The sequence below is a fragment of the Acetobacter nitrogenifigens DSM 23921 = NBRC 105050 genome, assembly GCF_000429165.1.
Taxonomy (GTDB): Bacteria; Pseudomonadota; Alphaproteobacteria; order Acetobacterales; family Acetobacteraceae; genus Acetobacter; species Acetobacter nitrogenifigens.
The window spans coordinates 1-13,237 of record NZ_AUBI01000018.1 but is presented as its reverse complement, the minus strand read 5'-3'; the positions used below and the strand labels follow the sequence as shown (position 1 = coordinate 13,237).

Here is a 13,237-nt window from a genome sequence, read left to right as displayed (position 1 = left end):
GCCTGAAAGCGTAGAATTACAAAATGCGTCACCAGACCGCCGCGCCCGACGCGCAGCAGGAACCCGACCTCAACGCGTTGGCCCAGTCGGTCGCCCGGCTATTGCCCTGCGACGCAACGATTATCGTAGCGCGCGGACGCTCCCGCGCCTCCCAGACAGCCATCGTCGCGGCCGCCAACGCGCCAGGCGTCGATCTGACGCGAATCATGACTGCGATCGAAACGGCCTCTGGCTCGGATGGCGCGAACATCGACGCGACGTCAGGCGTTTTCGACACGCCGGAAGGCGGATTCAATACGTGGCTGGTCAAGTCTCTTGACGAGGGCGCGAAAGACGGGCCGCTTTTGGTCTGCCTCAACCGCACCTCCAGACCATTTCCAGAACGGACACTGACGCGCCTCGCATCCATGGGCGACGTCATGTCGGGCGACGCCGCCCCCAAACGTGAAACAGACCACGCGCCCACAGGAATAGTCGCCCTTACGCATTATCTGGATGCACGGATGGCGGGCGCCGGCCTCTCCCCGACTTCTCCGATCGCCCTGCTTCGCCTTGATCTCGGACGCGTCGGCCCTACCAATGATAGCGACGGTTGGCCGAAATCGGACACCCTGATCAACCGCGCCAGCGCAATTCTCGCCGAAACAGCGCCGGAGCCATGCTTCACCGTCCACCTCGGCGGCGGCAGTTTCGCGATCATTCTGCCGCTAGAGCACGACATCAACGAGGCCGCCCGCCTTGCCGGAGAGATCGTGGAAAAGCTGAGCGCCCAGTCTGAAATCCAGACCCTCGGCTTCCCTTTCGACCCCTATATCGGCTGGGCCGCCTATCCGTTTGACGCGCCCGAAGCTGACACTCTGATAGGCTTCGCCAACGCCGCCCTCGCACGTATCCGCGGCATGCATGCAGGGCCGCGCGTGAACCGCATAGCTCCGGAAATCGCGCGCTTCCACGCAGAACAGATCGGTATGGAAAACGATCTTCGGCAGGCCATCGAGATCGGAAGCTTCACCCTCAACTGGCTTCCCGTGCTGGAGACGAGCACCCAGGCAGTCGTCGCGTTTGAGGCGCTCGTGCGTTGGAACAGACCCGGACACGGACCGATAGATCCTGCGGCCTTCCTTCTCTGCGCGGAGAATGCAGGACTTATCGAAGAAATAGATCGCTGGGTGCTTCGTGAAGCCTGCGCCCAGGCCAACGCGTGGGAAACCGCGCTCGGCGTCAGCATCAACGTCTCGCCGTCGTGGCTCGAAACAGAACGGGTCGCCTCCACGATCTCTGATGCGCTGCAACGCGCTGGCCTCGACCCCGCACGACTTCAGATCGAACTCTCCGAACGCAGTCGCTTCGGCCCCCCTGACAGCGCACGCAAGGAACTCGCCCGCATCCGCGCCATGGGGGTCAGGCTGGTTCTGGATGATTTCGGCACCGGCATCGGAGCCCTGGAGCGACTGACCAACTACCCGTTCGATCAGGTGAAACTTGACCGAATGTTCATCACGCGGCTGGGCAGCGACAGCAGGGTAGAGACTGTCCTGCGATCAATGCTGCACATGATTCACTCACTGAACATGACGTGCTGCGCGGAAGGCGTGGAGACTGAGGAGCAGCTCGGCTTTCTCGACGCCCACGGATGCGAGGAAATTCAGGGCTATCTGATCGGTCGCCCAACCATCGAATTGCCGATTTCTCGCGCCACCTGACAAGGAGCATCCGCGCGCCTTACGACCGTGAAGCTCCCCGCGGTCGGGCGCCGTTTTTCAGGCGCGTCAACGCGATCTGAGGCGGCCTGGGATTCAAACCGCCTCTATCTTTTCAGAATTTCGCCGAAACCATAAGCGAACCGTAGTTGAAGAGCCCGCTCCGCGCCGTCTTGAACTGCTGCGTCTGCCAGACCTGGCTATACGAAACACGCAGCCCATAAAACATGACCGCCAGGCCAGCATGAATTTCACCCACGTCCCACTTCTTGGCCACGTGAGGCGAATTGCTGCGCATCGTGTTGCCCTGCAGCGAAGCGTCATACCCGACCGCGTCGCCGCTTACGCCGCCGAACGCGTACCACGCAAACGGTCGAGTCGCCTTATAGGCGTCAGTGCCGTCCGTGCCCGGACTGATCGTAGGCGTGCCGAAGTCGCTATCGAGGCCCTGACCGATTCGCAACGTATCGGCCAGTTCGCCGACGATACGGTAATCACCCACCGCGGCGTTCACGTTCGGCAGCATGTCGAACGAAATGCCGTTCCTGCCACCAATGGTGGCCAGTGGCAGACGCCAGATGCGGCCGCCCTGCACCTGAAAGATCGGCTGATTCGCGAGCTGATGGCTCCAGCCGAGATTTTTCGTGTCGCCGATCGCGCTGTGGAAGCCGTTCTGCAACTGCCTGCCCAACCCGGCAGGCCCCATCACGCCGAACTGGATGCCGAACGTGCTGCGCGACAGGTCCGTATCGTTGATGAGGTTGATCGTGCCCAGCAACAGGCTGGAATACGGCCGATCACGCGGCGAAGGCGTCGCGATCTGCGTATCGTGAGGCGTAAAGATCAGCTGCTGCACACCTATGCTGATCCGCTGCATCCCCTCGCCCAGAATAGCGCGGTTCACTGTCGCGAATGGCGCAGGAAGATTATCTGTGCCGGACGTCCAGTTCAGACGCAGGCCGCTGGTGTAATACTGGTCAGACGTGCCTTTCAGCGTAGAGACAGCGTCGTTTTCGCCCTGCAAGGTCCACGTGCCCTGCTTGTCCTGGAGCGGCGTCGCGCCAGCGTGGGAAACCGTCAGCAGGCCGGAGGCCAGCGTCCCGAAGGCGGCGGTGAGGCGCCAGCGATAGCCGCCTGCTTCTTTTTTCCTGTCCTGCCGCATCGGGCTCGTGCTCCGTCTCTACGCCGCGTCGAAGGTCGTCCCGGCTTTGTATCGCCGTTACTACGGCAATTATGGGGGCTTAGAAAGTAGCGTATCCAACCGCAGGAACGTCTCGCGCCGAAACCGCACCGCCGCAATTTCTGTCTTCAGAGCTCACAGATTGCAAGAAATTCACCTTTCCACCGGACCTTCGCGGCAAAAAGGCAGTAGCTTTTTGCCGTGACCTTATGCTTTGGTGTGCAAGCCCGAAGCCTGCCTATTCAACTGAGGTTCCGGGCGCCGGACCGCACGACCCTGAGGTCATGCAAGTCGCGACGGCCGTCTGCACACAGGCAGCCTCTCTCGATCCGGAATTATTTCACAAGGCGACTTCTATCGCCAAGCCAGACCTCGGGATCAAGACCGTTGAGAAGTAACAGGACCGACCGCAGCTCCCGCTCTCCCCGCCGCGGCGGATATGATGACGATTTCATGAGCTCGCCCCCGTCGTACGGGGATCGCGGCAACAGCTCCCCCTACGGTGGCGCTGGCGGTGGTGGTGGCGGCGGATATGCTCCGCGCCGTCCTTCCAGCCCGCAGGTAATTCCCTCCGGCCCCGAAATCGACGCCACCGTCAAGTGGTTCAACGGCGAGAAGGGCTTCGGCTTTGTCGAGCTGTCCGATGGTTCGGGAGATGTTTTCCTGCACGCCAACGCCCTTTCGCAGGCTGGCCATGACAGCGTCAGCCCCGGCGCGACGCTGAGCGTTCGCATTGGGCAGGGCCCGAAGGGTCGTCAGGTTGCGGAAGTGATCTCGGTTGACGAGAGCACGGCGCAGCCTGAGCGTCCGCGCAGCCCGGCTGGCGGTGGCTTCGGCGCACCGCGTAGCGGTGGTTTCGGCGGGGGTCGCGCCCCGCGTCCGGCTCCGGATCTCTCTTCCGCTGAAGACATCCGTGGCGTGGTCAAGTGGTACAACGCCACGAAGGGCTTCGGCTTCATCACTCCGGAATCCGGTGGCAAGGACATCTTCGTCCACGCTTCGGCTCTTGAGCGTTCTGGCATCGCCAGCCTCAACGAAGGTCAGACCACCAACGTGAAGGTTGTGCAGGGCCAGAAGGGTCCTGAAGCAGCAGCCGTTTCGGTCGACTGAAGACAAGAGGACGCGCCCTCCCTGCGGGGGCGCATTCCACTTCATGCAAAAAGCCCCGCGCTCCATATGGAGCGCGGGGCTTTTTCATATCTGACGGGCAGACGTCAGCTCAATATTCCTTGCCCTTGCTTCGTATCAGACGCGCCTTGTCTCGTTGCCAGTCACGGTCCGCAATCGCCCGGCGTTTGTCCACGTTCTTGCGTCCCTCGCCCAATCCCAGCGTGAGCTTGGCCAGACCGCGATCGTTGAAGTGAATGTCGAGCGGGACCAAAGACGCGCCATCGCGCGCGACGGCGCCGAGCAGATGATTCAGCTGCTTTTTGTTCAGCAACAACTTACGCGGCGCGCGGCTGTCGAAGCGCGACAACACGCCCCCCTGATACTCAGGGATGAAGCAGTTCAGCAGCCATAGCTCGCCATTACGCTCGACCGCATACGCCTCGGTAATCGTCGCGCGCCCCAGCCGCAGGCTTTTGACCTCCGGCCCCTTGAGAACCAGTCCAGCCTCAAAGGTCTCCAAAATGGTGTAATTGAAGCGGCCCTTGCGGTTCTGCGCGGCAATGCCATGCGAGATCATGCCGCTCTTTTTTTTGGGCGTCGCCATTATCGGTCGAGCAGTCCGACCTCGACGAGCGCCGCTTTCACCGTCGCGCGCGCCGCCTCCGACAGGGGCGCGAGCGGCAAGCGGCAGGTCTCGCCCGCCAACCCAAGGAGCGACGCGGCGTATTTTGCAGGCGCAGGGTTGCTCTCGCAGAACAGAGCGTCATGTAGCGGCAACAGACGGTCCTGAAGCTCCTGCGCCTCGGACGCTCTCCCGTCACGCCACGCCTTTTGCACCCGAGCGCACAGGGCGGGCGCGATGTTGGAAGTCACGCTGATGCACCCGTCCCCTCCGGCGGCGAGGAACGACACCGCAGTTCCGTCTTCCCCCGACAACTGATTGAACCGCTTGTTACGTATCGCCCGACGCACCTGAAGAGGGCGCAGCAGATTGGCCGTCGCATCCTTCACGCCGATGATATTGGCGTTCGCCGCAAGGCGCGTCATCGTTTCGACGCTGATGTCCACGACAGAACGACCGGGGATATTATAAAGAACGACAGGAATCTCGACCGCATCGGCGATCGCCGAGAAATGTCGGTAGAGTCCCTCTTGCGTCGGCTTGTTGTAGTACGGCGTCACGACCAGCGCAGCCGAGGCGCCGGCGGCCTGCGCGTGCTTCGCGAGATCGATCGCCTCGGCCGTGCTGTTGGAGCCAGCGCCCGCGATGACCGGCACGCGTCCCGCAGAAATGCGGACGGTCCGCTCGACGATATCATGGTGCTCTTCATGCGACAGGGTAGGACTCTCCCCTGTGGTGCCTACAGGAACCAGACCGTCGCTTCCCTCTGCGATCTGCCATTCGACGAACCTGTCGAACGCGGCGAGATCAATAGAACCGTCGGGGTTCATCGGGGTAATCAGGGCCGTAAACGACCCTTGAAACATAATGTCTGTCATTGGTCTTCTTCTTGCGTTCAGGCTGGACGGCGCCAGCCGTCGCATTGAATGACTTTGGCCCTTTCAGGCCGCTACGTTGCGCGCTTCGAACCGAAAGGGGGACTGGGGATAGACGCCCAGTATCCGAAAGCGTTCGGCGAAGAACTCCAGCTCCGCGAGCGCCCGTTTAAGCCCCGGATCGTCGGGTTTTCCCTCAACGTCCAGCAGAAACTGCGTCGCAGCGAAGGAACCGCCAGTCATGTAGCTTTCAAGGCGGGTCATATTGACGCCGTTCGTGGCGAAACCGCCGAGCACCTTGTAGAGTGCGCCGGGCACGTTTCGCACCCCGAAAAGCACGGTGGTCATCATCGCCGCCTCGGACGGCGCCGCCTGCGGGTCGCGTGACGTCACGTAGAAACGGGTGGTGTTATGTGCGGCGTCCTCGACGTTGCGACGCAGGATAGTCAGCCCGTTTAACTCAGCCGCCAGTTCAGAAGCGACAGCGACATCCTCCGGCCGCCCCCACTGCGCCACCAGCTCAGCAGCGCCCGCAGTGTCGAACTCAACGACGGGGGTCAGTCCCAGTTCCTGCACCAGCCCCCTGATCTGGCCGAGGGCGACCGTGTGCGTATGGACCCGCTTCGCCTGTTCAATCCGCGCGCCGGGCACGCCGATCAGGCAATGCTCCACACGCTGGAAGTGCTCTCCCACGATATGCAGCCCGGAATCGGGCAGCAGAGCGTGGATATCGGGCACCCGCCCGGCGAGGCTGTTCTCGCAGGCCAACATGCCCAGCGCGGCGCGCCCGTCATTCACCGCAGCGATGGCGTCGGCGAACGTTTCGCAGGGCAGCGTCGTCCAACCGGGATACGCCTTGCGGCATGCGAGATCGGAGTAAGCGCCGGGTCGCCCCTGAAATGCGATCGTGTGGGATGCGCCGGTCGTCATGCACTTGCTCTTTCAATCATGCGCCTCGCACGAGCGAGGTCGTCGGGCGTATCCACCCCAAACGGAGCCACAGGAATGCGCGCGCATCCGATCGCCATCCCGGCCTCCAGTGCGCGTAACTGCTCCAGCTTTTCGCGTCGTTCCAGAATGGACTCCGGCAGCGCGACAAAACGCTCGAGCGCGTCGCGACGCCAGGCGTAAACGCCTACATGGTGCCAGAGCGGCCCGGCGCCCCAGGGAATGGCCACACGGGAAAAATATAGCGCGCGCGCCACCGCGTCCGTTCCCGCGACGCCATTATCCTGAAAGGCGCAGGCGACCTTTACGACAGAATCCGCTGCGGCTTCTTCCGCATCGTGAATCGGCGCCACGAGCGTTCCTATGGATATGGCGTCGTCAGAAAGCGGCGCCAGCACCGCACGGAGCGATTGTGGATCGAGCCCCGGCAAATCGCCCTGCAGATTGACGACGACCTTATGTCGTCGTTCGGGATCCAGAAGTTCCGCAGCCGCGTGCGCGCGGTCCGAGCCCGAGGGCAATTCGGGGTCGGTCAGCACGACCTCCCCTCCTGCGTTGCGCACGCAGGCCACGATCTCCTCGTCAGCAGCGGCGACCACGACGCGCCCCACCCCCGACGCGAGAGCCCGCTCCAGCACATGGAGAATCATCGGCCGACCGCCAATATCCGCCAACGGCTTGCCGGGAAGTCGGGTTGAGGCCATGCGGGCCGGAATCACTATGAGAGGCGACATCATCGACGGAACGGAACCCGGAAGCACGCACGACGGCGAAAGCGCCGCCGACCGCTTCACATGAAGCGGCGCGCACTCTAGAAAAGACGGCTGATCGACGCAACCGCGGTCTGGCGCCGCCCTGCCCCGCGCTTTTGCGCGACGACCGCCTCAGGGTGAGCATGGATTTTTCGACCTTGAACCGTATCGCCACGGCGATCCTCATCACATGCGTGGCGGTCGCCACCGCGTGGCTGTGCGGGTCATGGACCATACCCTATGCGCCGCCTCCACGCCCGGCGTTCGACATCCCGGAAAAAACAGACGGCGACGCCCTGCCGCGCCCGATCAGCGTGGCGCATGGCGCAATTCTGGCCACGCGTATCTGCTCGACCTGTCATGAACTTTTGCCGGACGGCCATGACGCCGTCGGCCCCGCTCTGGCGGGCGTCATCGGGCGCGGAGTGGCAAGCCGGGCGGGATATTCCTATTCCGCCGCCCTGAGCGCACATCGCGGTGAAACCTGGGACGACGCGCGCCTTGGCGAGTGGCTCAGCAATCCCTTCGCCTTCGCTCCCGGCACGCGAATGTCCCTGTCCGGAGTGCCCGACCCCAACGATCGGGCCGACATTATCGCGTGGCTCAAAACTCTCCACCCCGCCCCGACGCCGTGAAACCGCGCTTACGGACGTGGCCAGACTTGCAACAGGATCGCTCATGACGCTTCACGATCTCGACCGCCTCGTCGAAACAGCCCATGCGCTTGCCGATGTCGCCGGCGCCGTCATCTGCCCCTATTTCCGCTCCCCGATCACGACGCTCGACAAGGCGGACGAAAGCCCCGTCACCATCGCCGATCGCATGGCCGAACGTGTGATGCGCGCGATGCTTGCCGAACGTCATCCCGATCACGCGGTTCTCGGCGAGGAGTTCGGTCTGCAGAGCGGCACCAGCGGCTATCGCTGGACTCTGGACCCCATCGACGGGACACGCGCCTTCATTACCGGCCGCCCCAGCTTCGGCACGCTGATCGCGTTGCTGCACGAAGGGGAGCCGCTGATCGGGATCATCGACCAACCCGTGACAGGTGAACGCTGGACAGGCGTAACCGGCCGCCAGACGCAGTTTCGAAAGGGCGCGTCCGACGTCGGGCGGACGATTTCCGCTCGCGCCTGCCCGACGCTGGCCGACGCCGATCTTTCCTGCACCTCTCCCGAAATGCTGGATCTCGCTCCTCGACCGGGTTGGGACGGGTTGAAAAAGCAGGTCAAGCGCGCAAGCTGGGGCGGCGATTGCTACAGCTATGGCCTGCTGGCTATGGGGCATATCGACGTCATCGCTGAGTGCGCGATGAAACCATGGGATTGGGCCGCGCTGATCCCGGTGGTTGAAGGCGCCGGGGGACGGGTGACCGATTGGAACGGCGCGCCGCTCTCGGACGCCGGAGACGGCACAGTGCTCGCCGTCGGCGACGCGACGTTGCTCGACTCGGCGATCGAAAGCCTTCGAGCCTGAACCGCGCGCCGGACGCAACCCTGACGGAACCGCCATGATTTCCAGCACGCACTGAAACGTGCTATGGCGGCGGCCCCGCCGCTTCCCGTCATCCCGACGGCCGCCGCGCGCCGGACGGATATGCGCGATGAAGGCTTAGCGGTCGCCTTCGCGCCAACGCCGCCCGCCAGACGGATCGTGGCCCGGATCTGCGCAACTGCCGCGAGCTAACCGAATGAATTCTCAACTGTCCCTCTCCAAGGACAAGATTCGCATTCTCCTTCTTGAAGGCGTGCACGACAGCGCCGTGGCGCTGCTGAAAGCCAGCGGCTACGAGAACGTCGTCCGCCACAAGGGCGCGCTTGAGGGCGAAGCGCTGCAACGCGCACTTGAAGGCGTGCATCTCGTCGGCATCCGCTCGCGCACGCAGCTCACGCGTGAAGTCATCGACGCGGCGGACCGTCTGATCGCCATCGGCTGCTTCTGCATCGGCACCAATCAGGTCGACCTGAAGGCCGCGCAGGAACGGGGCATCCCAGTGTTCAACGCCCCGTTCAGCAACACCCGCTCCGTCGCCGAACTGGTCATGGGCGAGATCGTGATGCTGATGCGCCGCATCTTCCCCCGCTCGGTCGGCTGCCACGACGGACAGTGGGACAAATCCGCGACCAACAGCTGGGAAGTGCGCGGCAAGACTCTTGGCATTGTCGGTTATGGATCGATCGGCTCGCAGCTTTCAGTGCTGGCTGAGGCGTTCGGCATGCGCGTCATCTACTACGACGTGATCGACAAGCTGGGTCACGGCAACGCCTCTCCCGCCAACTCCCTTGAGGCGATGCTGGCCGAAAGCGACGTGGTCAGCCTTCATGTTCCGCAGCTCCCCGGAACGGCGAACATGATCGGCGCCGAGCAGATTCGTGCGATGAAGCCGGGCTCCTTCCTGATCAACAACGCCCGCGGCAACGTCGTCGACCTCGACGCCGCCGCCGACGCGCTGAAATCCGGACATCTGCTCGGCGCAGCCATCGACGTGTTCCCCAAGGAGCCGAAAGCTGCGGGCGAGCGCTTCGTCTCTCCGCTGCAGGGACTCGATAACGTCATTCTCTCTCCACACATCGGCGGCTCCACCGCCGAGGCGCAGGAGCGGATCGGCGTCGAAGTCGCTCGCAAGTTCGTCGATTACTCCGACATTGGCTCCACGCTGGGCGCTGTGAATTTCCCGAGCGTGCAGCTGCCTCAGAGCCCGCGCGGCACGCGCTTCATGCATGTCCATCACAACGTTCCGGGCATCCTGTCGCGCATCAACGAGATTTTCTCTCGCGAAGGCTGCAACATCACTGCGCAGTATCTTCAGACGGACGGCGAGCTTGGCTACGTTGTGGTCGAAGCCGACACGGGCGGCGATCACGACAAGGACCATCGCCTGCTCGATCAACTGCGCGAGCTGGATGGCTCCATTCGCGCCCGCCTGCTCTACCAGGGCCGCTGAACGACGCTGTAGCCGAGGTCTCGTCCGGTCCATGATCAACGCCCGGGTCCGCAGTTTCGCTTTCTTGGGCATAGAGGCCGCTCCGGTCTGGGTGGAAGTCCAGATCGCAAGCGGTCTCCCTGCGTTTCTAATCGTTGGCCTGCCTGACAAGGCCGTCGGCGAAGCGCGGGAACGCGTGCGCGCGGCCCTGACGTCCATGGGGCTGGCGCTGCCGCCAAAACGTATCCTCATCAACCTCGTCCCTGCCGATTTGCTGAAGGAAGGATCGCATTTCGATCTTCCCATCGCGCTCGCCGTGCTGGCGGCGATGGAAGTCCTCCCCATAGAGGAACTCGGCCGTTACGCCGTGCTTGGCGAGTTGTCGCTCGATGGCGGCTTGAACAGGGTCGCTGGCGTCTTGTCCGCTTCGATCTCGGCCGCAGCGCTGAAACTGGGGCTAATATGCCCCGCTGCGCAGGCAACGGAGGCGGTTTTCGGCGGCGATATCGACATTCTGGCCGCCCCTGATCTGGTGTCGCTGGTCAACCATTTTCGTGGTGTGCAGGTTCTCTCCCAGCCGGCTCTCCCCTCGCTGGAGGACGAAGCGCCGATCGGTCCTGACCTTGCTGACGTGAAGGGCATGGCCGTCGCCCGGCGAGCACTGGAAATCGCCGCCGCGGGCGGTCATTCGATGTTGATGTCCGGGCCGCCCGGCTCCGGCAAGTCGATGCTCGCGTCCCGTCTACCCGGATTGCTGCCGCCTCTTTCAAAGGAAGAGACGCTTGAGGTCACCCGCATCTACAGCGCCGCCGGGCTGCTGACGGATGGACGTCCTCTGTTGCGGCCGCCGTTTCGCGACCCGCATCATTCCGCCACGCAGCCTGCGCTGATCGGCGGCGGCGCCCGCGCGAAGCCAGGCGAGGTCAGCCTGGCGCATCGGGGCGTGTTATTTCTGGATGAATTGCCGGAATTCTCCCGACAGGCGCTCGAATCCTTGCGTCAGCCGCTGGAGTTGGGCCGAACGACCATCGCCCGCGCCGCCGCGCATATTACGTACCCCGCGCGGTTTCAACTGATCGCCGCCATGAACCCGTGCCGCTGCGGATATCTGGGCGACACGTCACGCGAATGCCGGAAGGCGCCGCGCTGCGGGGAAGATTACCTATCCCGCCTGTCGGGGCCACTTCTGGACCGCATCGATCTTTGGGTTGACGTGCAACCGTTGAGCCCCCTCAGCCTCATGCAAGCGCCGTCCGGGGAATCCTCCGAAGTCGTCGCGGCCCGCGTCGTTACCGCGCGGGCACGCCAAAGTAAACGAACAGACGGTCTTCGGAACGCCGAGGTCTCAACTCAAGATTTCGAACTCTCATCTGAGGCTAAAAGCGTTCTGGAGGACGCTGCGCGAAAGCTACGTCTCTCAGCGCGCGGCTTTACGCGCCTGCTGCGTGTCGCCCGCACCATAGCGGATCTTGACGACCGCGACTTAATCGAAGCGCGACACGTCACGGAGGCGATCGGCCTCAGGCCGAGGCACGCATCGCTGCTGTGACCGTGCGGGCGGCATGAGCTATCTCGAACGCCTATCTGAACACTGCTGTCCTACAGGGAGCATTTTCGCGCCATGATATTTTAACTATCGATGCCCACATGTTTTGCGGTCGCTCCGCGTGAATTGAAACAGGGCGTTTCAGAGAGACTGCCCTCGCATACATACTGCGTTGCATATTAACGAACGCCAAAGCCACGGTGCGTGCGCCTATTAGCGCACATACAAATATTTCAATATTTTCACAAAAACATTTAATGACCTCGGACGCCCAAACTTGCCGTTTCTCTTTCTTTCCGTCAAAAAAACACAGAAAAACAGCGAGAGGAAAAGATGATAAAAGCTATTGGCGCTCTTACTCTGGTCTCCTTGGCCGCGTGCTCCACACCGACGCCGCAAGCAGAAAAAGCGACGACGAAATCACCGCTGTATGTTGGTTACGACGGACACTCGTCAAACGGGCCGGAAGACAACGCTGCCCAGGGACCAAACGGAACGATCTCGCCCGTTCAATAGATCCACGAAGCCATTCCACGCATCTAAAAGAGCAATCCGGCGGAGGCTGTGTCGCCTTTTCAATTACGTGGGAAGGCAGGATCGTTCAATTCCGCCCCTCGTTATTGAGCGGCGGGATAACTGCGATATCGCACAACGGCAATAATTCGGCCCTCGATATAGCGATCGATTCGAAACGCAGTATATATCTGCACAACAAAATTATATGCAAAAACCAGCAGATTCAAAATACTGGAAAACTCACATCGCCTCAACCTGAGCGAAAAAAACGGCGCCAAAAAAATTTTGCAATTTGGCGACATTCGTTGATCAAGATCAAATTCAATTCGCAATTTCGCTGATACCCAAAGAACAGGACAGCGAATGAATTTGGATTATAGTCATGTGGTTTTATATTCTTGGTCTGATGCTTGTGAATATCTTCCTTGGCATCGAGGGAGCATGGCTTACCGCTCTGTCTCTCAACATAGCAGGGCAGGTCGCTGTCGCAATCTTCATTGGTCGCAGTTGCCGCGATGACTACACTTCTTCCTGAAATTTCTCAAAGACCGCACGGTGGGGGGGGGAATTTTCTCCCACCATTAGGTAAAGTGTATTTTTTACCGCAATATTTGTGCGAACGAATTTTGCATTTTTATTTAAATTCAACACAAGATTGTCCGATCATTACTCAAATATCAGGACGCTCCGACAAATTACCGACGGCATGCGACCCAGACATCAAATTATCTAGGGCCTGTTAGGTCTTGAAAGACGGAGCGCACTGCATAGCTCTTTGTCATGAGCATGATACAGTCTGTATTTTCCGATGATGCATGGTCGATCTGGGAACCTCTGATCGAGACGGTTCGTCCGAAAGGCAAAACCCCGCCTCGCGATCTGCGACGGACCATGTCAGCGATTTTCTGGCGCCATCAGAACGGCGCGAAATGGCGCTCCATTCCTGCTGAACTCGGCCCCTGGTGGACGGCAGCCCAACTCTTCATCCGCTGGGCAAAGCTCGGCGTCTGGCAGGCTCTGTTTGAACAGGCGAAGGGTCAGGATTCGGCTTTAGGTCTGGTCTTC

General features: G+C 61.7%; 13 protein-coding genes. 8 read left to right on the top strand and 5 right to left on the bottom strand.

Annotated elements, in window-relative coordinates:
• Positions 1-23 precede the first annotated feature (23 nt).
• Complete coding sequence (locus G442_RS22765; protein WP_051292421.1) at positions 24-1,703, top strand: GGDEF domain-containing phosphodiesterase; 1,680 nt, start codon at positions 24-26, stop codon at positions 1,701-1,703.
• A 112-nt stretch (positions 1,704-1,815) separates the two neighbouring features.
• Here G442_RS22765 and G442_RS0115800 read toward each other — a convergent pair whose 3' ends face one another.
• Positions 1,816-2,862 (bottom strand): lipid A deacylase LpxR family protein, encoded by a 1,047-nt coding sequence (locus G442_RS0115800; RefSeq protein ID WP_051292420.1) that lies wholly within the window; start codon positions 2,860-2,862, stop codon positions 1,816-1,818.
• A gap of 405 nt (positions 2,863-3,267) precedes the next feature.
• Here G442_RS0115800 and G442_RS26470 point away from each other — a divergent pair, with 405 nt between their 5' ends.
• Entirely contained in the window at positions 3,268-3,990 is a 723-nt protein-coding gene (locus tag G442_RS26470) for a cold-shock protein (RefSeq protein ID WP_026398768.1), read from the top strand.
• A gap of 109 nt (positions 3,991-4,099) precedes the next feature.
• Here the strand turns inward: G442_RS26470 and smpB are convergent, their stop codons facing one another.
• The 4 genes from smpB to G442_RS0115770 all read right to left on the bottom strand — a co-directional run bounded on the left by smpB (position 4,100) and on the right by G442_RS0115770 (position 7,169).
• Positions 4,100-4,594: an SsrA-binding protein SmpB gene (gene smpB / locus G442_RS0115785; protein WP_026398767.1), complete on the bottom strand. Its 495-nt coding sequence runs from the start codon at positions 4,592-4,594 to the stop codon at positions 4,100-4,102.
• Positions 4,594-5,490 carry a 4-hydroxy-tetrahydrodipicolinate synthase gene (gene dapA, locus G442_RS0115780; RefSeq protein ID WP_026398766.1) on the bottom strand — a complete coding sequence of 299 codons (897 nt, stop codon included), beginning with the start codon at positions 5,488-5,490 and terminating at the stop codon, positions 4,594-4,596. Before dapA ends, smpB begins: the two co-directional genes overlap by 1 nt.
• 63 nt (positions 5,491-5,553) lie before the next feature.
• Positions 5,554-6,417, bottom strand: coding sequence for a prephenate dehydratase (locus tag G442_RS0115775; protein ID WP_026398765.1), 864 nt, complete (start codon positions 6,415-6,417; stop codon positions 5,554-5,556).
• On the bottom strand, positions 6,414-7,169 hold the full coding sequence (locus G442_RS0115770) for a 3-deoxy-manno-octulosonate cytidylyltransferase (RefSeq protein WP_026398764.1): 756 nt from the start codon (positions 7,167-7,169) through the stop codon (positions 6,414-6,416). The genes G442_RS0115775 and G442_RS0115770 overlap by 4 nt, the downstream gene beginning before the upstream one ends.
• A gap of 176 nt (positions 7,170-7,345) precedes the next feature.
• On the opposite strand from G442_RS0115770, the gene G442_RS0115765 reads away from it, so the two are divergent.
• From G442_RS0115765 to G442_RS0115730, 6 genes are all read left to right on the top strand, one after another.
• Entirely contained in the window at positions 7,346-7,822 is a 477-nt protein-coding gene (locus G442_RS0115765) for a c-type cytochrome (RefSeq protein ID WP_264799951.1), read from the top strand.
• 43 nt (positions 7,823-7,865) lie between these two features.
• Positions 7,866-8,663 carry a histidinol-phosphatase gene (hisN, locus tag G442_RS0115760; RefSeq protein ID WP_026398762.1) on the top strand — a complete coding sequence of 266 codons (798 nt, stop codon included), beginning with the start codon at positions 7,866-7,868 and terminating at the stop codon, positions 8,661-8,663.
• 214 nt (positions 8,664-8,877) lie between these two features.
• Positions 8,878-10,131, top strand: a complete 1,254-nt coding sequence (gene serA / locus G442_RS0115750; protein WP_026398761.1) for a phosphoglycerate dehydrogenase — start codon at positions 8,878-8,880, stop codon at positions 10,129-10,131.
• Between the two features lie 31 nt (positions 10,132-10,162).
• Positions 10,163-11,659 (top strand): YifB family Mg chelatase-like AAA ATPase, encoded by a 1,497-nt coding sequence (locus G442_RS0115745; protein ID WP_026398760.1) that lies wholly within the window; start codon positions 10,163-10,165, stop codon positions 11,657-11,659.
• 895 nt (positions 11,660-12,554) lie between these two features.
• Positions 12,555-12,707: a hypothetical protein gene (locus G442_RS25260; RefSeq protein WP_154660397.1), complete on the top strand. Its 153-nt coding sequence runs from the start codon at positions 12,555-12,557 to the stop codon at positions 12,705-12,707.
• Positions 12,708-12,958: 251 nt separating this feature from the next.
• On the top strand, positions 12,959-13,237 hold a 279-nt coding region (locus G442_RS0115730), incomplete at its 3' end, for a transposase (RefSeq protein WP_246789493.1).

Bases quoted from the DNA above. Each gene is read 5' to 3' on its own strand.
- G442_RS0115745 (WP_026398760.1), top strand. From the start codon at position 10,163: ATGATCAACGCCCGGGTCCGCAGTTTCGCTTTCTTGGGCATAGAGGCC.
- hisN (WP_026398762.1), top strand. From the start codon at position 7,866: ATGACGCTTCACGATCTCGACCGCCTCGTCGAAACAGCCCATGCGCTT.
- G442_RS0115770 (WP_026398764.1), bottom strand. From the start codon at position 7,169: ATGTCGCCTCTCATAGTGATTCCGGCCCGCATGGCCTCAACCCGACTT.
- G442_RS22765 (WP_051292421.1), top strand. From the start codon at position 24: ATGCGTCACCAGACCGCCGCGCCCGACGCGCAGCAGGAACCCGACCTC.
- serA (WP_026398761.1), top strand. From the start codon at position 8,878: ATGAATTCTCAACTGTCCCTCTCCAAGGACAAGATTCGCATTCTCCTT.
- smpB (WP_026398767.1), bottom strand. From the start codon at position 4,594: ATGGCGACGCCCAAAAAAAAGAGCGGCATGATCTCGCATGGCATTGCC.
- G442_RS0115775 (WP_026398765.1), bottom strand. From the start codon at position 6,417: ATGACGACCGGCGCATCCCACACGATCGCATTTCAGGGGCGACCCGGC.
- G442_RS0115800 (WP_051292420.1), bottom strand. From the start codon at position 2,862: ATGCGGCAGGACAGGAAAAAAGAAGCAGGCGGCTATCGCTGGCGCCTC.
- G442_RS25260 (WP_154660397.1), top strand. From the start codon at position 12,555: ATGTGGTTTTATATTCTTGGTCTGATGCTTGTGAATATCTTCCTTGGC.
- dapA (WP_026398766.1), bottom strand. From the start codon at position 5,490: ATGACAGACATTATGTTTCAAGGGTCGTTTACGGCCCTGATTACCCCG.